This is a genomic window from Citrobacter farmeri (assembly GCF_019048065.1).
Classification (GTDB): Bacteria; Pseudomonadota; Gammaproteobacteria; order Enterobacterales; family Enterobacteriaceae; genus Citrobacter_A; species Citrobacter_A farmeri.
Genome location: NZ_CP077291.1, coordinates 4542848 through 4567769, shown reverse-complemented (window position 1 = coordinate 4567769; position 24922 = coordinate 4542848). Strand labels below are relative to the sequence as shown.

Sequence of the window (24922 nt, the reverse complement as noted above, 5' to 3'; positions counted from 1 at the left end):
TCAAGTTAGCCGCCTGTTTATTTTCTATGATGGCAAAGTCCATAAAGGACGCCCGCTTTTCTCAATTTTCTGGGTCACAATAACTCACTACCGTGAGGGTAAAATAATGAAAATCATTACCCGTCTTACCGCGATTGCCATAGCAGGCATCGTTATCTGTTATTTAGGATTATCCGGTTACGTCTGGTATCACGAAAAACAACGCAGTCAGGCTGCTTCCGTTCAGGCCTCAACGCGAGAAGATAATAATCAGGTTCTGGGATTTTTACGTGAGAAAGGATGCGATTATTGTCATACCCCTTCCGCAGAATTACCGTTTTATTCCTCCTTTCCCATCGCGAAACAGTTGATGAATTACGATATTCAACTGGGTTATAAATCCTTCAATCTTGAAGCTGTTCGCGCCGCACTGCTGGCTGATGAACCTGTTTCGCAAAGCGATCTTAATAAGATTGAATGGGTGATGCAGTATGAAACTATGCCGCCAACCCGCTACACCGCACTGCACTGGGCAGGAAAGGTGAGTGATGAAGAACGGGAAGCGATTCTTGGCTGGATTGCGAAACAGCGTGAGCAGTATTACGCCAGCAATGACACGGCGAGCCAGCATCGCAATGAGCCAGTACAGCCGATCCCGAAATCTTTAGCTACCGATGCGCAAAAAGTGGCGCTTGGTTTTGCGCTGTATCACGATCCCCGTTTGTCCGGCGATAGCACCATCTCTTGTGCACATTGCCACGCCCTGAATGCGGGCGGCGTGGATGGACGGAAAACATCGATTGGCGTCGGCGGTGCGATTGGGCCGATCAACGCACCAACGGTTTTCAACTCGGTCTTTAACGTGGAGCAGTTCTGGGATGGCCGCGCGCCAACGCTACAGGCGCAGGCGGGGGGACCGCCATTGAACCCGATAGAAATGGCGTCGAAATCCTGGGATGAAATCATCGGTAAACTCGACAAGGATCCTATCCTGAAACAGCAGTTCCTCGCGGTTTACCCGCAGGGATTCAGCGGTGACACGATTACCGATGCGATTGCCGAGTTTGAGAAAACGTTGATTACGCCGGATTCTCCGTTTGATAACTGGCTGCGCGGTGATGAAAACGCACTGACGGCTAAGCAAAAGCATGGCTATCAATTGTTTAAAGACAATAAATGCGCCACCTGCCATGGCGGGATGATTCTGGGCGGGCGTTCGTTTGAACCGCTGGGTCTGAAGAAAGACTTTAATTTTGGTGAGATCACCGCAGCTGATATTGGTCGAATGAACGTGACCAATGAAATGCGCGATAAATTACGCCAGAAAGTCCCGAGTCTGCGTAACGTTGCGCTCACCGCACCGTATTTCCATCGCGGCGATGTCCCGACGCTGGATGGGGCGGTTAAGCTGATGCTGCGTTATCAGGTGGGTAAAGAGATCCCGCAGGAAGATATCGATGATATCGTTGCTTTCCTTGAGAGTCAGACCGGGGTGTATACACCGTACATGCAGGGTAAGTGATTAGGATGTGCCGGATAGTGCTGATGCCCTATCCGGCATTTTAAATGCTTAACGCATGGTCACGAACTCTTCCGCTGCCGTCGGGTGAATGGCGACGGTATTGTCGAAGTCTTTCTTGGTCGCACCCATTTTCAGCGCCACCGCAAAGCCCTGCAACATTTCGTCCATTCCAAAGCCGATGCCGTGGATGCCGACGATCTTCTCTTCCGGGCCAACGCAAACTAACTTCATGCGGCACGGCTGGCGGTGCGAGGTTACTGCGGTATACATCGCGGTAAACGAGGATTTATACACTTTCACCTGGTCGTCGCCATACTGCTCGCGCGCCTGCGGTTCGGTCAGACCCACGGTGCCAATAGGCGGGTGGCTGAAGACCACGGTCGGGATGTTGCTGTAGTCCAGATGCTCGTCCGGTTTGTTGTTAAAAAGACGCTCGGAAAGACGACGGCCTGCCGCAACGGCAACCGGGGTCAGCTCGACGGCACCGGTGTTATCCCCGACGGCATAAATCCCGTCCACGCTGGTGTTCTGGTATTTATCGACGACGATATATCCTTTCTCGTTGGTTTTTACGCCCGTTGCCGCCAGATTGAAGTTATCGGTGGCCGGTTCGCGACCAATCGCCCAAATCAGGCAATCTACCGTTTCGCTGCGACCGTCTTCCAGTTCGAGCGTCAGGCTACCATCGGCGTTTTTGACCACCGCTTTCGGGATCGCGTGAGTATGGAGCGTCGGTCCTTCGGCATTCATCACTTCGACCAGGGTTTCGGTGATCATCGGATCAAAGCTGCGCAGCGGCGCGTGTTTACGCACGAACAGATGGGTTTTGGCACCCAGACCGTTAATCACGCCCGCCAGCTCCACGGCGATATAACCAGCACCGACGACGGCGACGCGCTCCGGCAGGGCCGGCAGCGCAAAGAAACCGTCGGAGTCGATACCGTATTCCACGCCCGGAATACTCGGGTGGCTCGGACGACCCCCTGTCGCGATCAGGATATGGTCGGCGGTCAGGGTCTCACCGTTGACCTCGATGGTTTTGGCATCGATGAAGCGGGCAAAACCTTTGATCACGTCAACGTTATTCTTACCCAACACGTTGTCATACGAGGTGTGAATGCGGTCGATATAGGCGGTACGGCTGGCAATCAGCGTATCCCAGTTGAATTTATTGATCGTGGTGTCAAACCCGTAGTCCGGGCCGTACAGGTGGATCGCTTCACGGATCTGTGCAGCATGCCACATCACTTTTTTCGGGACGCAACCGACGTTAACGCAGGTGCCGCCCAGCTCTTTGGCTTCAATCAGCGCACACTTCTGGCCGTACATCGCTGCACGGTTAATCGAGGCGATACCGCCGCTGCCACCGCCGATGGCGATGTAGTCATAATGCTTGCTCATGAGTCTTATCCTTCCGTTCTGATTGCCGCGATTGTATACCTGAAATCAGCAGGTTTCACCGATGACTGCGATTACTCTGGCACGATCCAGTTTACCGAGGTATGCCCGGTCCCTGCTGGCACCAGCTTGCTGTGTAGCCATGGCAGCACGGTGCTCATTTGCGCTTCCAGCTTCCACGGCGGATTGATCACAATCATGCCCGAGGCGGTCATGCCGCGCTGGTCGCTGTCCGGGCGTACCGCCAGCTCAATTTGCAGGATTTTACGGATGCCGGTCGCTTCGAGATCGTGCACCATGCGCTTGATTTGCTGACGTAATACGACCGGATACCACAGAGCATATGTCCCGGTGGCAAACCGTTTATAGCCTTCGTTGATTCCGGCGACAACGGCCTGGTAGTCCGATTTAATTTCGTAAGGGGGGTCAATGAGGATCAAACCGCGTCGGGAGACCGGCGGCAGCTTCGCCTTCAACTGCTGATAACCGTCGGCACGGGCCACGCGGGCACGCTCATCTTTCTGGAATTCTCCCCGCAGCAGCGGGAAATCGCTCGGATGCAGCTCCGTCAGGTGCAGACTGTCCTGCGCGCGCAGTAGCTGACGGGCGATCAGCGGAGAACCCGGGTAGTAACGTAGTTGCCCGCTACGGTTGAAGTGCTCAACCACACCGATGTACGGCTCCAGTTCAGCAGGCAGGTCGTCCTGCTGCCAGATGCGGGCGATACCTTCCAGGTATTCACCGGTGCGTTCAGCCTGCTCGCTGCTCAGCTGATAACGGCCCGCGCCTGCATGGGTGTCCAGATAGAGAAACGGCTTCTCTTTCTCTTTGAGCGACTCAATGATCAGGCTCTGAACCGTGTGTTTAAGGACGTCTGCGTGGTTGCCAGCGTGGAAGCTGTGGCGATAACTGAGCATGGGTAAACGTGTTCCAGGTTATAAACGTAGGCCCGATCGGCGTCACGCTTTCGGGTGAATAAAAAACATATCGCCACAGTATACAGAAAAGTCACCGCTGCCGCGAAAGCGCAACGCCTGGCATTGAAATCCTCTACACTTATCCCCATTCTACAGGGATATTGTACAGCGCCGGATGCGCGCTACATTCACCTTCTTCAAACAGGACAGCGCTTATGACCAATCCTCTACTGACGCCTTTCGAGCTCCCTCCCTTTTCCAAAATTCAGCCGGAACATGTGGTCCCGGCGGTAACCAAGGCGCTGAACGACTGCCGCGAAAATGTGGAACGCGTGGTGGCGCAAGGTGCGCCGTACACCTGGGAAAACTTGTGCCAGAAGCTTGCGGAAGTGGATGATGTGCTGGGCCGTATTTTTTCTCCGGTCAGCCATCTGAATTCGGTGAAAAACAGTCCGGAACTGCGCGAAGCCTATGAACAAACCCTGCCGCTGTTGTCAGAGTACAGCACCTGGGTCGGTCAGCATGAAGGTCTGTATAAGGCGTACCGCGACCTGCGTGATGGCGACCATTACGCCACGCTAAATACCGCGCAGAAAAAAGCCGTTGATAACGCGCTGCGTGATTTTGAACTCTCAGGAATTGGTCTGCCGAAAGAAAAGCAGCAGCGTTATGGAGAGATCGCCACCCGCCTGTCTGAGCTTGGTAACCTGTACAGCAACAACGTGCTTGACGCCACTATGGGCTGGACGAAGCTGATCGCTGACGAAGCTGCACTGGCCGGAATGCCGGAAAGCGCGCTGGCGGCGGCAAAAGCACAGGCCGAAGCGAAAGAACAGGAAGGTTACCTGCTGACGCTGGATATCCCGAGCTATCTGCCGGTGATGACCTACTGCGACAACGGGCAACTTCGTGAAGAGATGTACCGCGCCTATGTGACCCGCGCGTCGGATCAGGGACCTAACGCCGGAAAATGGGACAACAGCCCGGTGATGGCGGAAATCCTTGCCCTGCGTCACGAACTGGCGCAACTGCTGGGCTTTGAAAGCTACGCCTTTAAATCGCTTGCCACCAAAATGGCGGAAAATCCGCAGCAGGTACTGGAGTTTTTAACCGATCTGGCAAAACGCGCGCGTCCGCAGGGTGAGAAAGAGCTGGCGCAACTGCGTGCTTTCGCGAAGGCAGAGTTTGGCGTTGACGAGCTGAACCCGTGGGACATCGCTTACTACAGCGAAAAACAGAAACAGCATCTCTACAGCATCAGCGACGAACAATTGCGTCCGTACTTCCCGGAAAACAAAGCCGTTAACGGCCTGTTTGAAGTGGTGAAACGCATTTACGGCATTACCGCCAAAGAGCGTAATGACGTGGAGGTCTGGCATCCGGACGTGCGTTTCTTCGAACTGTATGACGAAAACAACGAACTGCGTGGCAGCTTCTATCTCGATCTGTATGCGCGTGAGCACAAGCGCGGCGGGGCGTGGATGGACGACTGCGTCGGTCAGATGCGCAAAGCGGACGGTTCACTGCAAAAACCCGTCGCCTACCTGACCTGTAACTTTAACCGCCCGGTCAACGGCAAACCGGCGCTGTTCACCCATGACGAAGTGATCACGCTGTTCCACGAATTTGGTCACGGCCTGCATCATATGCTGACCCGTATCGAAACCGCGGGTGTTTCCGGGATCAACGGCGTGCCGTGGGATGCGGTCGAACTGCCGAGCCAGTTTATGGAAAACTGGTGCTGGGAACCGGACGCGCTGGCGTTTATCTCCGGTCATTACGAAACCGGCGAACCGTTGCCGAAAGAACTGCTGGATAAAATGCTGGCGGCGAAGAACTACCAGGCGGCGCTGTTTATCCTGCGTCAGTTGGAATTCGGATTGTTTGATTTCCGTCTGCATGCGGAATTTGACCCGCAGCAAGGAGCGAAAATCCTTGAAACGCTGGCGGAGATTAAAAAACAGGTCGCTGTGGTGCCGGGGCCGTCATGGGGGCGCTTCCCGCATGCCTTCAGCCATATTTTCGCCGGTGGCTACGCGGCAGGGTATTACAGTTACCTGTGGGCGGATGTGCTGGCCGCGGATGCGTTCTCGCGTTTTGAAGAAGAGGGTATTTTCAACCGGGATACCGGTCAGTCGTTCCTCGACAACATTCTGACGCGTGGGGGTTCTGAAGAGCCCATGGAACTGTTTAAGCGCTTCCGTGGCCGTGAACCGCAGCTGGATGCGATGCTGGAGCATTACGGGATCAAAGGCTAATTCGTCAGTGAAAATCTGTTTAATTGATGAAACGGGCGCCGGAGACGGCGCCTTATCTGTTCTTGCCGCCCGCTGGGGGCTTGAACAGGACGATGACAACCTGATGGCACTGGTGCTGACGGCGGAGCATCTGGAGTTGCGTAAGCGCGATGAGCCGAAACTCGGCGGCATTTTCGTCGATTTCGTCGGTGGAGCGATGGCCCATCGGCGTAAGTTCGGCGGCGGTCGCGGTGAAGCGGTGGCAAAAGCGGTGGGGATTAAGGGCGACTATCTGCCTGATGTCGTTGATGCCACCGCAGGTTTAGGGCGCGACGCTTTTGTCCTGGCCTCCGTTGGTTGTCATGTGCGAATGCTGGAGCGTAATCCGGTGGTAGCGGCGTTGCTCGACGACGGACTGGCGCGCGGCTATGCCGATGCGGAAATTGGACCGTGGTTGCAGGCGCGTTTGCAGTTGATTCACGCTTCCAGCCTGACGGCCCTGACCGATATCACGCCGCGTCCGCAGGTGGTCTATCTCGATCCGATGTTTCCCCATAAGCAGAAAAGCGCGTTGGTGAAGAAAGAGATGCGGGTATTTCAGTCGCTGGTGGGGCCGGATCTGGATGCGGATGGCCTGCTCGAACCTGCGCGACAACTGGCAACCAAACGCGTGGTGGTGAAACGACCAGACTACGCGCCGCCGCTGGCGGATGTCGCCACGCCAAATGCGGTCGTGACCAAAGGGCACCGGTTTGATATTTATGCCGGCACGCCTTTGGCGGATTAACAGCCCGCCTGATGGCGGCTTCGCTTATCGGGCTGCCTGTAGGCCGGATAAGACGTGAGCCGTCATCCGGCATAATCCTTCCGCTATTTTGCACCGTCCGGCGTATTAATCATCCGGTTCAGCCACGGCACCATCAACGCCATCACAACCGTGACGGCCAGCGTCACTAATCCGATTTTACTGAACACGCCTGTGTAGATCGGCAATGTTTGCAGCGGGTCGGTGATGTTCTCCGGTACGGCGGTAAAGGTTGCGACATAGCCCCCCAGCAGAAATGCGGCGGCCTGCGTCAGGAACCACATCCCGAGGATAAAGCCCATCAGGTGCTGCGGAACCAGCGCCGCCACCATTGCCAGTCCCAGTGCGCTAATCAGCAACTCGCCCAGACTCTGGAACAGATAGACCAGCACGATAAACCACGGCGACGTCAGCCCTTGCACATCGACAAACCACATCCCTGCCGCGGCGGCGGTCAGAAAGCCCAGCGAGCACAGGAACATCCCGAGGGTAAACTTCATCGGCATCGTCAGATCTTTGCCTTTGTTGCCAAGACGCGTGTAGATTGCCGCCAGCACAGGGCTTGCAACCACCACCCAGAACGGGTTAAGCGCCTGGAAACTCACCGGGTTAATAGTGAAACCGAGGATCTCGTGGTGAACGTTATTGATGGCAAAGAAGTTCAGCGAAGTGGGCATCTGCGCGTACAGAATGTAAAACAGCACCGCTTCAAGCATCAGGATAAACGCTACAAACATCTTGTTGCGTCCGGTTTTATCCAGTTTGAAGGCCTGACGGAAGAAGATAATCGTCACCACAAGCGACAACACAATCAGCACCAGGTTGGCGATTTGCACGTTGTGCATCAGCCAGGCGCAGAGGAAAACCATCGCCACGGTGCCAATCAGGACATACAACAGATTGCGCAAGCTCATCGGCAGATGGTCTGGCTCGGAACCGATATCTTTCACCATACCGCGGCAGGCGAAATAGACCAGCAGCGCGACAATCAACCCCGCCCCGCACAGGTTGTAGGTGACGGCATAGCCAAACTTATCCGCGATCACCGGCGCCAGCGACAACGACAGTAGCGAACCGATGTTTATCGACATGTAGAACAGGGTGAAGGCACCATCCAGACGCGGATCTTTGGGCGGATAGCATTTGGAGAGCAGACTTGCCGGGTTTGCCTTAAACAGGCCGTTGCCGACGGCAATCGTCCCAAGCGCGATAAAAATAAGGTCTGGTTTGAGTAACGACATTCCCGTCATGAAGTAGCCGAGCGCCAGCACGATCGCACCCAGCACCAGCGTACGTTTGGTGCCGAGCAGATGATCGCCAACGTAGCCCCCAATGGAGATCAGACCGTACACCAGAGCGGCAAAGGCGCCGAAGGTGATAAACGCCTGTTCCTGTGAGAAACCGAGTTGCTTAACAAAGAAAACCGCCAGGATACCCTGAACGCCGTAATAGCCAAATCGTTCCCATAACTCGACAAAAAAGATCATGAAGAACGGGCGGGGTTGCTGCAGCAAACCCGTTGGTGCAGATGTATTCATATTGCTTCGCCTTTCAATGCCATCCCGAAAAGTATGAACGCGTTATACAAAACGCGCCGAAAATGTCTGACTGTGTTATAGACTGCGGTTATTGCCAGGTATCGTAGAGTATTATACAGATTGATTTCATTCTAATCAGTTGATCACACTAATTATGATTAATGCGGTGGGAGGTTGTACTGATCGTTTTCGGGGATGACAGAAACAAAAACGCCCGCAAAGGCGGGCGCTATGGCAGGACCGGATAATCCGGTTAGACGCGTTTTACTCTTCTTCGTCGCGCAGTGGAACAATCAGCATGTCGACGTGAACGGTGTTGATCAACTGGCGAGCAGAGGACATCAGTTTGCTCCAGAAGTCCTGGTGATGACCACAAACGACCAGGTCCATGTCGTATTTTTTGATCGCATCTACCAGCACCTGGCCCAGATCGCCGCTGCCGCTCAGGGTTTCGGTAATTGGATAGCCTGCATTAGTGGACAGTTCGGTCAGCGCGTGGTGGGTTTCTTCAGAAATGCGTTTTTGCATATCGCCCAGATTGACGTCAATCAGGCCGGTATAAAGGTCAGAGTAGTTTACATCAACGTGGATCAGGGAAACCTTTGCGTTGTAAGGACGCGCCATAGAAACCGCTTTTTCTACCAGAACTTTGCTTTCCGGAGAAAGATCAACCGCGATGAGAATGTGTTTGTAAGCCATAGTATTACTCCTTCCATAAAGTTGTCGATGACCAGCCAGCTAGCGTTTCTTTTGCCGTCGCGTCACCCGCGTCCTGCGAACTGTGCGATTTGTCTACGCGGGGCTAGCTCAGCCGCGATGAATTGTCGAAATCATCCTTACAGTATAGCGGCCTGGATAATCCGTCAATCCGCCTTGCTTACCAATTAGTTAAACAAATTTTTTAGATAATTGCATTGATAGTGATTAACCTTCTGGCAAAAAAATTAACTGATCTCCTACACTATTTAGAGAGCCGCTCAGATGATAAGCTCAAAATGAGCGGTTTTTAGTCGTACTTTTTCATTGACTGTCTGGCAAGTTTCGGGGAGCGGTAGTCCCGGAGCGGAGCTCCGTGGGCGGGTCGCCGGGGAGGTCGTATGATAAGCACCGTTGCATTATTCTGGGCGTTATGTGTTGTTTGCATTGTGAATATGGCGCGCTATTTCTCGTCTTTACGCGCGCTGCTCGTGGTACTTCGTGGTTGCGATCCTTTGCTCTATCAATATGTAGATGGGGGCGGCTTTTTCACCTCGCACGGCCAACCCAATAAGCAGGTACGCCTGGTGTGGTATATCTACGCCCAGCGCTACCGCGATCACCATGATGATGAATTCATCCGCCGCTGTGAGCGGGTACGTCGTCAGTTCATTCTGACCAGCGCGCTGTGTGGGCTCGTGGTAGTCAGTCTTATTGCCTTGATGATTTGGCACTGAGCATAAAAAAGCGGGCCAGTTTCCTGACCCGCTTGCTTCTGTAACTTCTTTTCTCTTTTCGCTTTTCGCTTAGATAAGCTTCAGCGAGATCCAGTACAGCGTACCAGACAGCAGAATCGCGGCGGGTAATGTGAATACCCAGGCCATCAGAATGCTGGTCACCGTTTTACGTTGCAGACCCCCACCGTCGACAACCATCGTCCCCGCCACGGAGGAGGAGAGAACATGGGTAGTGGATACCGGCATCCCGGTGTAGCTGGCGAGACCAATAGAGACGGCCGCGGTCATCTGCGCAGACATCCCCTGAGCATAGGTCATGCCTTTCTTACCAATCTTTTCACCGATGGTGGTTGCCACACGGCGCCAGCCGATCATGGTACCAATACCCAGCGCCAGCGCGACCGCCATAATGATCCAGATCGGCGCATACTCAATGGTGCTCAGCATATCGGTTTTCAGTTTCTTCAGCAGACGCTGGTCGTCAACGCTCACGCCTGGCAGCTTCGTCACTTTATCGGTCGTGTCGGAGATGCACAGCATAATGCGACGCAGTTGACCGCGCTGCTCAACGCTCAGCTTGTCATAGCTTTCCACATTGTTCGACAACATCGCCTTCGCGCGATCCAGCGCATTAAGGGTGTTTGCCGGATGGCAGTGGAATTCTGTCGGCTGCGTGGCGGCTGGTTCCGGAGAGGGAATCAGCTGATCGACGCCCGTCACTTTCTTCAGCAGATCGGGATGCTGCTGGAAGTAGATTTCGACGTTGTTGATGGCATCACGGGTGCGGGTGATTTCGTAACCCGAGGCATTCATGTTCACCACGAAACCTGCCGGTGCCACACCAATCAGGACCAGCATCACCAGACCAATGCCTTTCTGACCGTCGTTCGCACCATGCGAGAAAGCCACGCCGATAGCCGAAAGGATCAGCGCGATACGGGTCCAGAACGGCGGCTTTTTCTTACCGTCTTTCTTTTCACGTTCCGCAGGGGTGAGGTGAATACGGGCGCGTTTTTTGGTTCCGCTCCAGTAGCGACGCAGAATGAAAATCAGACCACCTGCGACCACCAGACCAACAATAGGCGAGACGATCAGCGAGGCAAAAATGCCCATGACTTTCGGGATGTTGAGTGCATCCACTACTGACGTACCGGTCATCAGCGCATTGGTTAAACCGATACCGATAATCGCGCCAATCAGCGTGTGAGAGCTGGATGCGGGTAAACCAAAGTACCAGGTACCCAGGTTCCAGATGATGGCTGCGAGCAGCATGGAGAACACCATCGCGAGTCCATGCGACGATCCCATATTGAGCAGGAGATCGGTCGGTAACATATGCACGATGGCATAGGCTACGCTGAGACCGCCCAGCAGCACACCAAAGAAGTTGAACACTGCAGCCATGACCACCGCAAGCTGCGAGCGCATCGCACGGGTGTAGATCACGGTTGCAACTGCATTGGCTGTATCATGGAAGCCGTTGATTGCTTCATAGAACAGCACAAAAGCCAGAGCAAGCAATAATAAAAGCCCGGTATGTAAATCCAGACCAGCAAACAAATGTAGCATAGGACGTTACGCCATCTTGAGGACATGAACGCGGCGCATTATCAGTGACTTTAGCGGCGCGGGCAAAGTGAAATATAGACTTTTTTTGATTTAACGTCTGAATAGAATGGTGCCTATAAAGAATTATCTTATATATTTCATACGAATACTTATTCCTAAGGATTTTCTTGCTGGTGCGACCACTGAGATAACTTTACAATTCACGCCCTGAATTCAGAGAGGAACGTAAAGTGGAAAGGTTTGATGCCATTATTATAGGCGCTGGCGCGGCAGGTATGTTCTGTGCAGCACAGGCAGGACAGGCCGGCAGTCGGGTGCTGCTTATTGATAATGGCAAGAAACCTGGGCGCAAGATCCTCATGTCTGGTGGGGGCCGCTGCAACTTTACGAACCTTTATGTTGAGCCAGCGGCCTATTTGAGCCAGAACCCGCATTTTTGTAAGTCGGCGCTGGCGCGTTATACCCAGTGGGATTTCATCGATCTCGTCGGTAAGTACGGTATTGCCTGGCATGAAAAAACGCTCGGGCAGCTTTTTTGCGATGATTCCGCACAGCAAATCGTCGATATGCTGGTGGCGGAATGTGAAAAAGGCAATGTGACCCTGCGCTTACGCAGTGAGGTTCTGAGCGTTACGCGGGATGAGGACGGTTTTACGCTGGAACTGAACGGGGCCACCGTCGGCGCGAAAAAGCTGGTGATTGCCTCCGGCGGGCTGTCGATGCCAGGTCTGGGGGCGACGCCGTTTGGCTATAAAATTGCCGAGCAGTTTGGCCTGAACGTGCTGCCCACCCGCGCCGGGCTGGTGCCATTTACCCTGCACAAACCGCTGCTGGAGCAGCTTCAGGTGCTCTCTGGCGTTTCTGTTCCGTCGGTCATCACCGCACAGGACGGTACTGTCTTTCGTGAAAACCTGCTCTTTACCCATCGCGGCCTTTCAGGCCCGGCGGTTTTACAGATTTCCAGCTTCTGGCAGCCAGGTGAATTTGTCAGCATCAATTTACTGCCGGATGTCAGTCTGAATGATGTTCTTGACGAACAGCGTTGCGCGCATCCGAATCAAAGCCTGAAGAACACGCTGGCGATGCTGTTGCCGAAGCGTCTGGTGGAGTGTCTGCAACAGCTCGGGCAGATCCCTGATGTCTCACTCAAGCAGCTCAACGTTCGTGAGCAGCAGACGCTGATTGACACGTTGACCGACTGGCGGGTACAGCCGAACGGTACCGAAGGGTATCGCACGGCGGAAGTGACGCTCGGCGGGGTAGATACCCACGAACTGTCGTCTCGAACCATGGAAGCACGCAAGGTACCGGGGCTGTACTTTATCGGCGAAGTGATGGACGTTACCGGCTGGCTGGGGGGGTACAACTTCCAGTGGGCGTGGTCCAGCGCCTGGGCATGCGCGCAGGATTTGGCTGCGGTGTGAATTATTCATTCCCTACATCATTACAAACCATAAGCGAATAGACATCATCCATAATGATGCTAGTATTTCATTGATACTAGCTATGAGTATGCGTGTTTCATTTACGGCCAGGAACGCTGATGATGACAACATTACTACCCGATTTTCGCACCGCTCTGTCATTCACTTTCCTTCACGGCGAGCGTAGTGATGACGCCTGTACGCCGTCTGGCCACCCTCACTTTTTCCTTCTTATCCCGGACGGAAGATACCGCTGAACGCCCGTTCAGTGGGGTTTTGTGACACGCATTGTTTGATAACAGGGATTATGGCGGGTCGATTATGGACAACATTAAGCGTCATCTGACGTGGTGGGTTTTGGCGGCACTGGTGGTGGTGGCTGCCGGCGTGTGGTGGGTTCTACGGCCTGCAGGCGTACCGGAAGGTTTTGCTGCCAGCAATGGCCGAATCGAAGCGACGGAAGTGGATATCGCGACCAAAATCGCCGGACGTATTGATTCTATTCTGGTGAAAGAGGGTCAGTTTGTTCGTCAGGGTGAGGTGCTGGCGAAGATGGATACCCGTGTATTGCAGGAGCAACGACTCGAAGCCATCGCGCAAATCAAAGAGGCCGAAAGCGCCGTGGCGGCGGCCAGGGCGCTGCTCGAACAGCGCCAGAGCGAAACCCGCGCCGCCCAGTCGGTGGTGAAACAGCGTGAAGCCGAGCTGGATTCCGTCTCCAAACGCCACGTCCGCTCCCGCTCGCTCTCCCAGCGTGGCGCGGTATCGGCGCAACAATTGGATGACGATCGTGCCGCCGCTGAAAGCGCACGCGCGGCACTGGAGTCGGCAAAGGCGCAGGTCAGTGCGACGAAAGCGGCAATTGAAGCTGCGCGCACCAGCATTATTCAGGCTCAAACCCGTGTCGACGCGGCGCAGGCGACCGAACGACGAATTGTCGCGGATATTGAAGACAGCGAGCTTAAAGCCCCGCGTGATGGCCGGGTTCAGTACCGCGTGGCGGAACCCGGCGAAGTGCTGGCAGCGGGTGGTCGGGTGCTGAATATGGTCGATCTCAGCGATGTCTACATGACGTTCTTCCTGCCCACCGAACAGGCAGGTCTGCTGAAGATTGGCGGCGAGGCGCGTCTGGTGCTCGATGCCGCGCCGGATCTGCGTATTCCTGCCACCATCAGTTTTGTCGCCAGCGTCGCACAGTTCACGCCGAAAACCGTTGAAACCAGCGATGAGCGTCTGAAGCTGATGTTTCGCGTCAAGGCGCGTATCCCACCGGAATTACTCCAGCAGCATCTGGAATATGTCAAAACCGGGTTGCCAGGTATGGCATGGGTACGGCTGAACGAACAGCTCCCCTGGCCTGATTCGCTGGCGGTGAGGTTGCCGCAATGACCCCTCTGGCGCCGGTTCCCGTTCCTCCCGTGGCGCACCTTGACGGCGTGAGTCAGCATTACGGGAGCACGGTGGCGCTGAATAACATCACGCTGGATATCCCCGCACGCTGTATGGTGGGCTTGATCGGCCCTGACGGCGTGGGGAAATCAAGCCTGCTGTCGCTCATTTCCGGCGCGCGGGTGATTGAGCAAGGTAACGTCATGGTACTGGGTGGCGATATGCGCGACCCGAAGCATCGTCGCGACGTCTGTCCGCGTATTGCCTGGATGCCGCAGGGGCTGGGGAAAAACCTTTACCACACGCTGTCGGTATATGAAAACGTCGATTTTTTTGCTCGTCTGTTTGGGCATGATAAAGCCGAGCGTGAAGCGCGGATTACGGAGCTTCTGAACAGCACCGGCCTGGCCCCGTTTCGCGATCGTCCGGCGGGGAAACTCTCGGGCGGCATGAAACAGAAACTGGGGCTGTGCTGTGCGCTAATCCATGACCCGGAATTATTGATTCTGGATGAGCCAACCACCGGCGTCGATCCCCTGTCTCGAGCCCAGTTCTGGGATCTGATCGACAGCATCCGTTTGCGGCAGACGAACATGAGCGTGCTGGTGGCGACGGCGTATATGGAAGAGGCCGAGCGCTTCGACTGGCTGGTGGCGATGAACGCTGGCGAGATACTGGCGACCGGCAGCGCACAGGAACTGCGCGATAAAACCGCCAGCGAGACGCTGGAGCAGGCGTTTATCGGTCTGTTACCAGAGGCGCAGCGCCAGGCGTATCAGCCGGTGGTAATTCCGCCGTATCACGCGGAACAGGAAGAGATCGCCATTGAGGCGAAAGACCTGACCATGCGCTTCGGCAATTTCGTCGCGGTTGATCACGTCAACTTTCGCATACCGCGTGGGGAGATTTTTGGATTCCTCGGTTCCAACGGCTGCGGTAAATCGACCACCATGAAGATGCTGACCGGGCTGTTGCCTGCCAGTGAAGGCGAGGCCTGGCTGTTTGGTCAACCGGTCGACCCGAAAGATATCGATACCCGTCGTCGGGTGGGCTACATGTCGCAGGCATTTTCGCTGTACAGCGAACTGACGGTTCGACAAAATCTGGAACTCCACGCGCGACTGTTTCATATCCCGGAAGCGGAGATTCCTCTGCGCGTTCAGGAGATGAGCGAACGGTTTATGCTGGCGGAAGTGGAGGATACGTTGCCCGAGTCGCTCCCGCTCGGCATTCGCCAGCGACTGTCTCTGGCGGTGGCGGTGATCCATCGCCCGGAAATGCTGATCCTCGACGAACCAACCTCCGGCGTCGACCCGGTGGCCAGAGATATGTTCTGGCAACTGATGGTCGATCTGTCTCGCCGGGACAAAGTGACCATTTTTATCTCCACCCACTTTATGAACGAAGCCGAGCGCTGCGATCGTATGTCGTTGATGCATGCCGGAAAAGTGCTTGCCAGCGGTACGCCGCAGGAGCTGGTGGAACGACGCGGGGCCGCCAGTCTGGAAGAGGCATTTATCTCCTGGCTACAGGAGGCCGCGGGCCCAGCGCCCGAGGCGTCGCTGCCAGTGGAAACAAAACATAAAGAGGTGATGCCGCCGCGTCAGGGATTCAGTCTGCGCAGACTGTTCAGCTACAGCCGTCGCGAAGCGCTGGAACTGCGTCGCGATCCGGTGCGCTCGACGCTGGCACTGCTGGGGACGGTGATTCTGATGCTGATTATGGGCTACGGCATTAGCATGGATGTCGAAAACCTGCGCTTTGCCGTACTCGATCGCGATCAAACCGTCAGCAGCCAGGCATGGTCATTAAATCTGGCGGGCTCACGTTACTTCATTGAACAACCGCCGTTGACCAGCTATGACGATCTCGACCGGCGGATGCGTTCCGGCGAGGTGGCGGTAGCCATCGAAATCCCGCCAAACTTTGGCCGCGATATTGCGCGCGGGACGCCGGTGGAGATTGGCGTCTGGGTGGATGGCGCCATGCCCAGCCGCGCCGAGACGGTGAAGGGCTATGTGCAGGCGATGCACCAGAGTTGGTTACAGGATGTGGCGAGCCGCCAGCCGACGCCAGTGGGGCAGAGCGGGCTCATGACCATTGAAACCCGCTATCGCTATAACCCGGATGTGAAGAGCCTGCCAGCGATTGTTCCGGCGGTCATCCCGCTGCTGTTGATGATGATCCCATCGATGCTGAGCGCGTTGAGCGTGGTGCGGGAAAAAGAGCTGGGGTCGATCATTAACCTGTACGTAACGCCCACCACCCGCAGTGAGTTTCTGCTCGGTAAACAATTGCCGTATATCGCGCTGGGGATGCTCAACTTCCTGCTGCTATGCGCCCTGTCAGTGTTTGTTTTTGGCGTGCCGCACAAAGGCAGTTTCCTCACGCTCAGTCTGGCGGCGTTGTTGTATGTCATCATCGCCACCGGGATGGGGCTGCTGATCTCTACGTTTATGAAGAGTCAGATTGCGGCGATTTTTGGCACCTCCATCATTACCCTGATCCCGGCGACGCAGTTCTCCGGGATGATCGATCCGGTGGCGTCGCTGGAAGGGCCGGGGCGGTGGATCGGCGAGATCTACCCAACCAGCCATTTTCTGACGATCGCTCGCGGGACATTCTCGAAAGCACTGGATCTCACCGATCTCTGGCCGCTATTTGTGCCGCTGCTGATCGCCATTCCGGTGGTGATGGGGCTGAGCGTGCTGTTGCTGAAAAAACAGGAGGGGTGATGCGCCGATTACGCAATATTTATAATTTAGGCATCAAGGAGTTGCGTAGCCTGTTGGGCGATAAGGCGATGCTGACGCTGATCGTGTTTGCATTTACCGTCTCCGTGTATTCCTCCGCGACCGTGCTGCCGGGATCGCTGCATCTTGCGCCAATTGCCATTGCCGATATGGATCAGTCGCAGCTTTCGAATCGTATCGTCAACAGCTTCTACCGCCCGTGGTTTTTACCGCCGGAGATGATCACCGCCGATGAGATGGACGCCGGGCTGGACGCAGGTCGCTATACCTTTGCGGTCAACATCCCGCCCAATTTTCAGCGGGATGTGCTGGCCGGGAGGCAGCCAGATATTCAGGTTAACGTTGACGCCACGCGCATGAGCCAGGCGTTCACCGGCAACAGCTATATCCAGAATATCATCAGTGGTGAAGTGAACAGTTTTGTCGCGCGCTATCGGGATAATAGCGAGCCGCTGGTTTCGCTGGAGACCCGCATGCGCTTTAACCCGAACCTCGATCCAGCATGGTTTGGCGGGGTGATGGCGATCATCAATAACATCACTATGCTGGCGATTGTGCTGACCGGTTCGGCGCTGATCCGTGAGCGCGAGCACGGTACGGTGGAACACCTGCTGGTTATGCCGGTAACGCCGTTTGAGATCATGATGGCGAAGGTCTGGTCGATGGGGGTGGTGGTGCTGGTGGTCTCAGGGCTGTCGCTAATGCTAATGGTGAAAGGGGTGCTCGGCGTGCCGATTGAAGGGTCCATCCCGTTGTTTATGTTGGGTGTGGCACTGAGTCTGTTCGCGACCACCTCGATCGGTATTTTCATGGGCACGCTGGCGCGCTCCATGCCACAACTGGGGCTGTTGATGATTCTGGTGCTTTTGCCTCTGCAAATGCTTTCCGGCGGCTCCACGCCGCGCGAAAGTATGCCCCAGGCGGTGCAGGACATCATGCTGACCATGCCAACCACACACTTTGTCAGTCTCGCCCAGGCGATACTCTATCGTGGCGCCGGGTTCAGCATTGTCTGGCCGCAGTTTCTGACGCTACTCGCTATTGGCGGTGCATTCTTCCTGATTGCGCTACTGCGCTTTCGAAAGACGATTGGCACGATGGCGTAATCATTATTTGGGAGGGAACCTTGACTTCATTCTATGTAGTCATAGAATTGACTCCACAGGATGAAGTCACAAGGGAATGCGATGAGACAGCAGGTGTTATCCCTACGGAAAAAGCAAAGAAGCACGCTGGAGCAGCTCTTTAAAACTCCCGTACCGCAAGGTATTAAGTGGGTGGACATTGAATCGCTGATTAAAGCGTTAGGTGGGGAGATCAAAGAGGGGCGCGGTTCACGCTGCAAATTTTTGTTAAACAAGAGCATTGCGTGTTTTCATCGGCCTCATCCTTCACCGGATACAGATAAAGGCGCAGTAGAGAGCGTACGTGAATGGTTAGTCAGTATAGGGGTTAAACCATGATCAAACTTAAAATGCCAAACGCAATGGAGATCGCCGGACAACCGGCCGTAATCAATTACGTTCCTGAGCTTAATGCGTTTCGCGGTAAGTTCCTGGGGTTGTCAGGCTATTGTGATTTTGTGTCAGACAGTATTCAAGGGCTGCAAAAAGAGGGGGAACTCTCGTTGCGCGAATATCTTGACGACTGTCGTGAAGCGGGCATTGAACCCTACGCTCAGCAGGAAAAGCTTAAAACATTTACCTTACGCTATCCGGAGTCCTTCGGAGAACGTCTGAGTTTTGCAGCGGCGCAAGAGCAGGTATCCGTGAATACCTGGATTATTGACACGCTGAGTGAACGCCTGAAACAGGCATAGAAGACGAATGTCCTGCAATCACGCCGGATGGCGGCTGCGGGAGCGCAAATCCAGGCCGGGCAAGCGAAGCGCCCCCGGCAGCCTCGTTGACGATTACTCTTCCTTCGGCAAACACTGCAAATGGCCGTGGCGCACGCCGCGCTGGGCGATGACATCATCGGCAAAATGCTGAACATCGCCCATATCGCCTTTCAGGACGGCAATCTCCAGACAGTCGTCATGATTGATATGGACATGCAGTGTGGCAACCGACAAATCATGGTGATGGTGCTGGGTCGATACAATGCGGCTGGCTAAGTCACGCTTCTCATGTTCATACACATAGGAGAGCACCGCAAAGCCCTGGGTGCCGTGCTCCTGAGTGGTTTCCTGCGCCAGTGCGCCGCGCAGAATGTCGCGAATCGCTTCGGAGCGGTTGTTGTAACCACGACGCTGGCTCAGGCTGTCCAGTGTTTCCAGTAAATCGTCATCAAGCGTGATGGTGACTCGTTGCATCAGATATCAACCTTACGAATTGGCGCGACGGCGCACGGGGAATGCGGGAAGTACTGCCTTTTGTAGCACACGACCGGCCTCGGTGGAAAAGGTTAATGCCTCACCTACGATTCTGGTTTCAACGATTTGCCCGTCCTCCATTACCATCACGCGATGGCAAAAACGCTCTACCAGTCGCAGATCGTGGGTAATAAACAGACAGGCGGTGCCAAACTGCTGCTGTAGTTTCTTGAGCAGACGGATGACGCCCGCCTGCAATACCAGATCGAGATTCGACACCGCTTCATCGAGAATCAACAGTTTCGGCTCCACCACCAGCGCGCGAGCCAGACAGACGCGCTGGAGCTGACCGCCGCTGAGCTGGGGAGGACGTTTATCCAGCAGGTTTTCATCCAGATCCACCGCGTGAAGCATCTCACGCACCCGCGTTAACTGCCCGGCCTTGGACAGCGAGAGTAAATGACGCATCGGCTCACGCAGGATCTCACAGACGGTTTTACGCGGATTCACCGCGCTGATGGAATCCTGAAAGACCATCTGAATATCGCGGCGAAACGCTTTTTGTCTCGACCGGTTCAGTTTTGCCAGCGGTTCACCGCGCCAGTTCACGCTTCCCTGGCTGGGCGATTCCAGCCCGACCAACAGCCGTGCCAGCGTACTTTTTCCGCAGCCGCTGCGTCCCAACAGGGCTACCGTTTCGCCACTTTTCAGGTTCAGGGAGACCTTTTTCAGCACCGACTGATGCTGATGTTTTCCCCCCAGACTGGCGTGGGCATAGTGATGAGAGAGGTCAGTGACGCTGAGTAAAGTCATGAGGCTAACTCCATACCGTACAGGGCGAGATGCGCCGACACCAGACCGCGTGTGATGGCGTGTTTGGGGGCCCTGAACAGGGTTTCCACCTCGCCCTGTTCAACGATGTTTCCGTTATCCATCACCGCCACGTCGTCGGCCAGTCGCGCGACCACGCCCATGTCGTGAGTCACGAGCAGCATGCCTGGAGCCCGGCTCTGCATAATGCTCTCCAGCAGATCGAGGATACGCGCCTGTGCCACCACATCCAGATCGGTAGTCGGCTCGTCGGCGATAATAAACGGCGCATCGGACAGGACCGCCATCGCGATCATCATGCGTTGTAGCATGCCGCCGCTCATCTCGAACGGATAGAGCTTCAGTACGCGATCGGCGTGCTCCAGGCCTACGGCTTCCAGCGCACGGAGAAGCGTGGTGTCGTCTGCCGGTTTACCCAGCGCCTGGCAGGTTTCGCGCGCGTGGGTCGCCATGGTATGCAGTGGATTAAACGCGCTACGCGGGTTTTGCATAATGGTGGCGATTTTGAACCCGCGCAGGGAGCAAGGGGATACCGGCTTGCCGTCAGCAAGAAGCGTTCCGCCGGTCTGGCGTACGCCGGCGGGTAAAATCCCGAGCGCCGCCGCGCAGGTCAGCGATTTTCCACTGCCGCTGCCGCCCACCAGCGCCAGCACGCGTCCGCGTTTGAGCGATAACGACACGTCGTGCACTAGCGGGCGATCGGCCTGTAATGCGATGTTTTGCAGTTCAATTTGCTGTGGCATCAGTGGGCGTGCTCCGTGACCAGGTGAGGATCCAGGTGATCGCGCAGGGCGTCACCCACCATGTTAAAGGCCATCACGGTGATAAACAGCGCCAGCCCCGGCCAGAACATTTGCAGCGGCTGGGTCCAGATATACTGGCGGGCGTCGTTAATCATCACCCCCCATTCCGCCGTGGGTGCTGTCACGCCAAGGCCGAGAAATGACATCCCGGCTACGTGCAGCATCATGTGACCAATATCCAGCGTGGCAAGAACCAGCAGCGACGGGATCACCGCCCCGGCCAGATGATCGATAAACACCCGGATATGACCCGCGCCGGAAAGGCGTGAGGCGAGAACAAACTCGCGCTGGCGCAGGGAGATAACCAGGCTGCGCACCATCCGCGCATACCACGCCCAGTGTGACAGGGCGATGGCGATAATTACGTTGGTGAGTCCCGTACCCAATACGCCGACCATAAAGAACGACAGGATGGAGGTCGGGAAAGTCATAAACATATCGGCGACGCGCATGGTGGCCTGATCGACGCGTCCTCCCAGCAGTCCGGCGCTACCGCCGACGATAAGCCCCAGCGCCAGCACCAGCAGCAGACAGGCCATCACCGAACCAAGCGACACGCGGGTGGCGGCCAGCAGGCGAGAGAAAATATCGCGTCCAAGATGGTCGGTTCCCAGCCAGTGCTGGCTGTCCGGAGCCAGCAGGCGCGACGGTAAATCGATCGCCTGCGGATCATACGGCAGCCACCACTGGCTGGTTAGCGCAATCACCGTCAGCAGGGCGATGACGACCATGGCCAGGCGAACCGACCAGCGTGAAGAGAAGAAAAAGTTCACGAGTGCGCTCCTTCATGACGACGAATGCGCGGGTCCAGCGCGGCGTTCAGCAGATCAACAATCAGGTTACAGACCACGAAAACCACCACCATCATCAGTGTAAAGCACTGAATCACCGGGTAGTCGCGGTTAAATATGGCCGAGACGGCATAGCGACCCACACCCGGCCAGGCAAAGATGTTCTCGATAATCATCGTCCCGCCAATCAGTTCGCCGATGTGCATCCCGACGGCGGTCACCACCGGCAGCGAGGCGTTACGCAGAATGTGGCGGCGCTCGGTTTGTTTATCGTTCAGCCCGCGCAGGCGCGCCCAGGTGACGTGGCGCTGCCCGGAGACTTCCAGCATGCTGGCGCGCAATAGTCGCGCGTTAATCGCCAGAGACATGAAGGCTATTGATACCGCCGGTAAAATCAGATGCTGCCAGCCGCCGTAGCCCATCGCAGGTAACCATTGCAGGTAAACGGAGAAGAACATCACCAGCAGGAAGGCGAGCCAGAAGTTAGGCATCGACACGCCGAGAAAGGCTATCAGTCGCACGACGAAATCGGGCAGGCGATCGCGATGACGCGCCGCCCAGATGCCGAGCGGTACGGAGGTCAGCAGGATCAACACCAGTGCCGCACCCGCCAGTTCCAGCGTTGCGGGCAGGAAATTCATCATGTCATCCAGCACCGGGCGCTGGGTGGCGAACGAGATGCCAAAGTCCAGATGCAGCGCTTTCCACAACCAGGTGCCGTACTGCACGACCAGCGGCTGATCCAGCCCCAGCATCACGCGGGTAGAGGCCACCATTTCCGGCGTGGGCGGCAGATTCGACAGGCGCAGATAGTCGAGCGCCGGATCGCCGGTGCCCAGGCGCAACATCAGGAAGATGATCACCGAGGCGGCGAAAATCATCGGAATCAGCAGCAGAATACGCCGCAGTACATAACGCAACATCAGGGTTTCACCGGTTTAATCTGTTCAAACGGAATTTCAGAGGCGATAGGCGCGTACGGAATTGTGCCCAGTTCAGGTCTGGCGACCACCATCATCGAGACATAGCTGATAGGCAGATAGACCGCGTCGTTGTGCAGGCGGGTCAGGATGTCTTTATACAACGCCTGACGCTGCGTTTCGTCAGTGGTTTCCAGCACTTCACTAATCTCTTTATCAATCAGCGGTTTGTCGGTTAACCCCTGCTGCGCCTGGTAATCCGCATGGGACGGTACGCGCATCGAACTCATAAAGGCATGTGGGTCATACGGCGCGCCCCAGGTGCGGTTGAAGATCATGCCGAAGCGACCGTCCCGCTGGCGGGCGTAAATACTGCTCTCTTCTTCACCAATAAGCGCGACATCGACACCAACCTGGCGCATATCGGCCTGGATAATTTCCGCCATCGACTTACTCAGCGCATCGGTGCCGATAAATGACAGTTCAATGCGCAGCGGCTGGCCGTTTTTCTCACGGATGTCTTTGCCTGCGGGTAGCCGCCAGCCGGCTTTTTCCAGCAGATTTTTTGCCTGTTGCGGGTCGTACTGACGCGGTTTCAGGCCAACGTTGGCATAAGGGACCGTCGGGGCGAACAGCGTATCGGCGACCTGCTGTGTGCCGTACAGCGCGTTGTCGATCAACGATTTCTTGTTCACGGCATAGTTAAGCGCTTCACGCACCGCCAGCTCATTGGTCGGCGCTTTGGCTGAGTTGAGCGCCAGCATTACCGTTTCGATCGGCTGAGAAAGCTGGGTGCGGTAGTTCGGGTTCTGACTAAAACGGGCGAAGGTATCCAGCGGCAACAGCCCCTCGTTACCGTACAGCAGGTCGATATCACCGGTTTCAAACGCCACGGCGCGGGTAGTGGGGTCCGGGATCACTTTGACGGTAATCTTTTGAATCTGCGGCTTTTCACCCCAATAGCGATCGTTGCGTACCAGTACATCGTACTGATTGAGCTTCGACGTTTTCAGCACCCACGGACCGGTGCCAATCGGTGCTTTAATGCCGCGCATCGTTTCGTTGTCTTTAAATTGCGACGGCGCGATAAAACGGAACGGGCGCGGCAGCGCCAGTTCCTGCAAAAATGGGTAATAGGCGCTTTTCAGGGTGATTTGTAGCTGGTTTTTGTCGAGTGCGTTGACGTCGACGATCTGATTAACCAGTTCCAGCCAGGCATGACGCTGACGGTTGTCGAGCACCACGCGGAAATTTTCCGCCGCGGCATGGGCGTCGAACGCTTCGCCGTTCGAGAAGGTCACATCATCACGCAGGGTGAAGGTCCAGGTTTTGCCATCTGCCGAGTGGGTCCAGCTTTTCGCCAGCCACGGAATGACCGAACCGTCCGCCTGATACTTCACCAGTGGTTCATAGACCATACTTTGGGCAAACATCTGGTTAGGGGTATACAGATGAGGGTTAAGCGGCCCAACGTTGACCGGCCAGGCGGTAGTGATTTCATCAGTGGCAGCGGCGTGCGTGAGGAATGACGCACAGGCCAGCAGCGCAAAAAGTGTGCGGCGTAGTCTGGACAAAATGGTGATCCCGAATGATGTAGGGGTACGACTTAATGAGTATGACGATTCTAAGGAATCATCATACTTTTGACGTGTTCTGGATCAAGAGAAGGGCGGTCAAACGCGTGAATTATACGAAAATCGTATGTTTGCGATATCAGACGGTTTCCAGCCATTGCACCGCGTCTGCGGTCAACGTAAAGGGCGTGGGGGTGCAGACCGCCAGGCTCAGGTTGTCGAACTGGCAATGGCTTAGCGAAAGCCCGGAGTCGAAGGTGCTGTCGACGCTGACGATTTGCCACGCGCTGCCGCCGCGCTGTTTCACGATCGCCTCTTTTTGCGTCCAGATACGCCAGAACGCGGCGAGTTGCCGATCCGGATGTTCCGCTTCCACTTCGGCGTGTTCCCCGAGGCTGAAGACCGCATTTGCCAGCGAGCGCCAGTTGGCGCGCGGGCGGATCACTTCGAGATCGCAACCCACTTCGCCCTCGTCGCTCAGCAACAGGGCGATATCATCACCGCTGTGGCTCAGATTGAACCATAGCGACGTCTCCGGTGAAAACGCCGGTTTCCCCTGTTCGCCGTAAACGATCTCAGGCAGCGGCGAGAGGGCATGGGAAAGCAAAACGCGACCCGCCAGCCAGCGCGCGCGTCGCGGCCCCTTCGGCGCCAGGTCGGATAACGCGGACGGCAAGACGCCTGCGCTGAGTGTCGAGACTTTTCCCAGTACGATCCGATACATG

Annotated in this window: 22 protein-coding genes; 10 read left to right on the top strand and 12 right to left on the bottom strand. The window is 55.8% G+C overall.

Annotated features, from left to right (window positions below):
* Positions 1-106: 106 nt before the first annotated feature.
* Complete coding sequence (locus tag I6L53_RS21610) at positions 107-1501, top strand: cytochrome-c peroxidase (RefSeq protein WP_042323119.1); 1395 nt, start codon at positions 107-109, stop codon at positions 1499-1501.
* 48 nt (positions 1502-1549) lie between these two features.
* Here I6L53_RS21610 and gorA read toward each other — a convergent pair whose 3' ends face one another.
* Positions 1550-2902 (bottom strand): glutathione-disulfide reductase, encoded by a 1353-nt coding sequence (gene gorA / locus I6L53_RS21605; RefSeq protein ID WP_042323118.1) that lies wholly within the window; start codon positions 2900-2902, stop codon positions 1550-1552.
* Between the two features lie 71 nt (positions 2903-2973).
* The gene (locus I6L53_RS21600) at positions 2974-3816 is read right to left on the bottom strand and encodes a 23S rRNA (adenine(2030)-N(6))-methyltransferase RlmJ (RefSeq protein WP_042323116.1); all 843 of its coding nucleotides are present in this window, start codon (positions 3814-3816) and stop codon (positions 2974-2976) included.
* A 215-nt stretch (positions 3817-4031) separates the two neighbouring features.
* On the opposite strand from I6L53_RS21600, the gene prlC reads away from it, so the two are divergent.
* Both prlC and rsmJ read left to right on the top strand, forming a co-directional pair.
* The gene (gene prlC / locus I6L53_RS21595; RefSeq protein ID WP_042323114.1) at positions 4032-6074 is read left to right on the top strand and encodes an oligopeptidase A; all 2043 of its coding nucleotides are present in this window, start codon (positions 4032-4034) and stop codon (positions 6072-6074) included.
* 7 nt (positions 6075-6081) lie between these two features.
* Complete coding sequence (gene rsmJ / locus I6L53_RS21590) at positions 6082-6840, top strand: 16S rRNA (guanine(1516)-N(2))-methyltransferase RsmJ (RefSeq protein ID WP_042323113.1); 759 nt, start codon at positions 6082-6084, stop codon at positions 6838-6840.
* Between the two features lie 83 nt (positions 6841-6923).
* Here rsmJ and dtpB read toward each other — a convergent pair whose 3' ends face one another.
* Positions 6924-8396: a dipeptide/tripeptide permease DtpB gene (gene dtpB, locus I6L53_RS21585; protein ID WP_042323111.1), complete on the bottom strand. Its 1473-nt coding sequence runs from the start codon at positions 8394-8396 to the stop codon at positions 6924-6926.
* Between the two features lie 264 nt (positions 8397-8660).
* Positions 8661-9095, bottom strand: coding sequence for a universal stress protein UspA (gene uspA / locus I6L53_RS21580; RefSeq protein WP_000323571.1), 435 nt, complete (start codon positions 9093-9095; stop codon positions 8661-8663).
* 398 nt (positions 9096-9493) lie between these two features.
* On the opposite strand from uspA, the gene uspB reads away from it, so the two are divergent.
* Positions 9494-9829: a universal stress protein UspB gene (gene uspB / locus I6L53_RS21575; RefSeq protein WP_042323109.1), complete on the top strand. Its 336-nt coding sequence runs from the start codon at positions 9494-9496 to the stop codon at positions 9827-9829.
* Positions 9830-9898: 69 nt separating this feature from the next.
* Here the strand turns inward: uspB and pitA are convergent, their stop codons facing one another.
* Positions 9899-11398, bottom strand: coding sequence for an inorganic phosphate transporter PitA (gene pitA / locus I6L53_RS21570; RefSeq protein ID WP_042323108.1), 1500 nt, complete (start codon positions 11396-11398; stop codon positions 9899-9901).
* 230 nt (positions 11399-11628) lie between these two features.
* Between pitA and I6L53_RS21565 the strand changes: the two genes are divergently transcribed.
* From I6L53_RS21565 to I6L53_RS21540, 6 genes are all read left to right on the top strand, one after another.
* Complete coding sequence (locus I6L53_RS21565; RefSeq protein ID WP_042323106.1) at positions 11629-12822, top strand: BaiN/RdsA family NAD(P)/FAD-dependent oxidoreductase; 1194 nt, start codon at positions 11629-11631, stop codon at positions 12820-12822.
* A gap of 321 nt (positions 12823-13143) precedes the next feature.
* Positions 13144-14211: an HlyD family secretion protein gene (locus I6L53_RS21560; protein WP_042323103.1), complete on the top strand. Its 1068-nt coding sequence runs from the start codon at positions 13144-13146 to the stop codon at positions 14209-14211.
* On the top strand, positions 14208-16946 hold the full coding sequence (gene rbbA, locus I6L53_RS21555) for a ribosome-associated ATPase/putative transporter RbbA (protein ID WP_042323101.1): 2739 nt from the start codon (positions 14208-14210) through the stop codon (positions 16944-16946). The genes I6L53_RS21560 and rbbA overlap by 4 nt, the downstream gene beginning before the upstream one ends.
* The gene (locus tag I6L53_RS21550; protein ID WP_042323099.1) at positions 16946-18070 is read left to right on the top strand and encodes an ABC transporter permease; all 1125 of its coding nucleotides are present in this window, start codon (positions 16946-16948) and stop codon (positions 18068-18070) included. The genes rbbA and I6L53_RS21550 overlap by 1 nt, the downstream gene beginning before the upstream one ends.
* Before the next feature lie 81 nt (positions 18071-18151).
* Positions 18152-18427 (top strand): type II toxin-antitoxin system HicA family toxin, encoded by a 276-nt coding sequence (locus tag I6L53_RS21545; protein WP_042323097.1) that lies wholly within the window; start codon positions 18152-18154, stop codon positions 18425-18427.
* Positions 18424-18783 (top strand): type II toxin-antitoxin system HicB family antitoxin, encoded by a 360-nt coding sequence (locus tag I6L53_RS21540; RefSeq protein WP_042323095.1) that lies wholly within the window; start codon positions 18424-18426, stop codon positions 18781-18783. The genes I6L53_RS21545 and I6L53_RS21540 overlap by 4 nt, the downstream gene beginning before the upstream one ends.
* Before the next feature lie 93 nt (positions 18784-18876).
* On the opposite strand, the gene nikR is transcribed toward I6L53_RS21540, so the two are convergent.
* The 7 genes from nikR to acpT form a co-directional block, all read right to left on the bottom strand.
* Positions 18877-19278, bottom strand: coding sequence for a nickel-responsive transcriptional regulator NikR (gene nikR / locus I6L53_RS21535; protein ID WP_042323093.1), 402 nt, complete (start codon positions 19276-19278; stop codon positions 18877-18879).
* A gap of 12 nt (positions 19279-19290) precedes the next feature.
* Positions 19291-20091 carry a nickel import ATP-binding protein NikE gene (gene nikE, locus I6L53_RS21530; protein ID WP_042323091.1) on the bottom strand — a complete coding sequence of 267 codons (801 nt, stop codon included), beginning with the start codon at positions 20089-20091 and terminating at the stop codon, positions 19291-19293.
* A complete protein-coding gene (gene nikD, locus I6L53_RS21525) occupies positions 20088-20852 on the bottom strand; it encodes a nickel import ATP-binding protein NikD (protein WP_042323088.1) in 765 nt (254 codons plus the stop codon). The genes nikE and nikD overlap by 4 nt, the downstream gene beginning before the upstream one ends.
* On the bottom strand, positions 20852-21685 hold the full coding sequence (gene nikC, locus I6L53_RS21520) for a nickel ABC transporter permease subunit NikC (RefSeq protein WP_042323086.1): 834 nt from the start codon (positions 21683-21685) through the stop codon (positions 20852-20854). Before nikC ends, nikD begins: the two co-directional genes overlap by 1 nt.
* Complete coding sequence (gene nikB, locus I6L53_RS21515; RefSeq protein WP_042323084.1) at positions 21682-22626, bottom strand: nickel ABC transporter permease subunit NikB; 945 nt, start codon at positions 22624-22626, stop codon at positions 21682-21684. The genes nikC and nikB overlap by 4 nt, the downstream gene beginning before the upstream one ends.
* Positions 22626-24200, bottom strand: coding sequence for a nickel ABC transporter substrate-binding protein (gene nikA, locus I6L53_RS21510; protein WP_042323082.1), 1575 nt, complete (start codon positions 24198-24200; stop codon positions 22626-22628). Before nikA ends, nikB begins: the two co-directional genes overlap by 1 nt.
* Positions 24201-24336: 136 nt before the next feature.
* Positions 24337-24921, bottom strand: coding sequence for a 4'-phosphopantetheinyl transferase AcpT (gene acpT, locus I6L53_RS21505; RefSeq protein WP_042323080.1), 585 nt, complete (start codon positions 24919-24921; stop codon positions 24337-24339).
* Position 24922: the final 1 nt, after the last annotated feature.

What these genes read in the sequence shown, in the direction of transcription:
- I6L53_RS21550 (WP_042323099.1), top strand. Translation starts at nt 16,946, where the DNA reads ATGCGCCGATTACGCAATATTTATAATTTAGGCATCAAGGAGTTGCGT.
- nikB (WP_042323084.1), bottom strand. Translation starts at nt 22,626, where the DNA reads ATGTTGCGTTATGTACTGCGGCGTATTCTGCTGCTGATTCCGATGATT.
- pitA (WP_042323108.1), bottom strand. Translation starts at nt 11,398, where the DNA reads ATGCTACATTTGTTTGCTGGTCTGGATTTACATACCGGGCTTTTATTA.
- acpT (WP_042323080.1), bottom strand. Translation starts at nt 24,921, where the DNA reads ATGTATCGGATCGTACTGGGAAAAGTCTCGACACTCAGCGCAGGCGTC.
- prlC (WP_042323114.1), top strand. Translation starts at nt 4,032, where the DNA reads ATGACCAATCCTCTACTGACGCCTTTCGAGCTCCCTCCCTTTTCCAAA.
- nikE (WP_042323091.1), bottom strand. Translation starts at nt 20,091, where the DNA reads ATGACTTTACTCAGCGTCACTGACCTCTCTCATCACTATGCCCACGCC.
- nikD (WP_042323088.1), bottom strand. Translation starts at nt 20,852, where the DNA reads ATGCCACAGCAAATTGAACTGCAAAACATCGCATTACAGGCCGATCGC.
- nikR (WP_042323093.1), bottom strand. Translation starts at nt 19,278, where the DNA reads ATGCAACGAGTCACCATCACGCTTGATGACGATTTACTGGAAACACTG.
- uspA (WP_000323571.1), bottom strand. Translation starts at nt 9,095, where the DNA reads ATGGCTTACAAACACATTCTCATCGCGGTTGATCTTTCTCCGGAAAGC.
- rbbA (WP_042323101.1), top strand. Translation starts at nt 14,208, where the DNA reads ATGACCCCTCTGGCGCCGGTTCCCGTTCCTCCCGTGGCGCACCTTGAC.
- I6L53_RS21540 (WP_042323095.1), top strand. Translation starts at nt 18,424, where the DNA reads ATGATCAAACTTAAAATGCCAAACGCAATGGAGATCGCCGGACAACCG.
- uspB (WP_042323109.1), top strand. Translation starts at nt 9,494, where the DNA reads ATGATAAGCACCGTTGCATTATTCTGGGCGTTATGTGTTGTTTGCATT.
- dtpB (WP_042323111.1), bottom strand. Translation starts at nt 8,396, where the DNA reads ATGAATACATCTGCACCAACGGGTTTGCTGCAGCAACCCCGCCCGTTC.
- I6L53_RS21600 (WP_042323116.1), bottom strand. Translation starts at nt 3,816, where the DNA reads ATGCTCAGTTATCGCCACAGCTTCCACGCTGGCAACCACGCAGACGTC.
- I6L53_RS21610 (WP_042323119.1), top strand. Translation starts at nt 107, where the DNA reads ATGAAAATCATTACCCGTCTTACCGCGATTGCCATAGCAGGCATCGTT.
- gorA (WP_042323118.1), bottom strand. Translation starts at nt 2,902, where the DNA reads ATGAGCAAGCATTATGACTACATCGCCATCGGCGGTGGCAGCGGCGGT.
- I6L53_RS21545 (WP_042323097.1), top strand. Translation starts at nt 18,152, where the DNA reads ATGAGACAGCAGGTGTTATCCCTACGGAAAAAGCAAAGAAGCACGCTG.
- I6L53_RS21560 (WP_042323103.1), top strand. Translation starts at nt 13,144, where the DNA reads ATGGACAACATTAAGCGTCATCTGACGTGGTGGGTTTTGGCGGCACTG.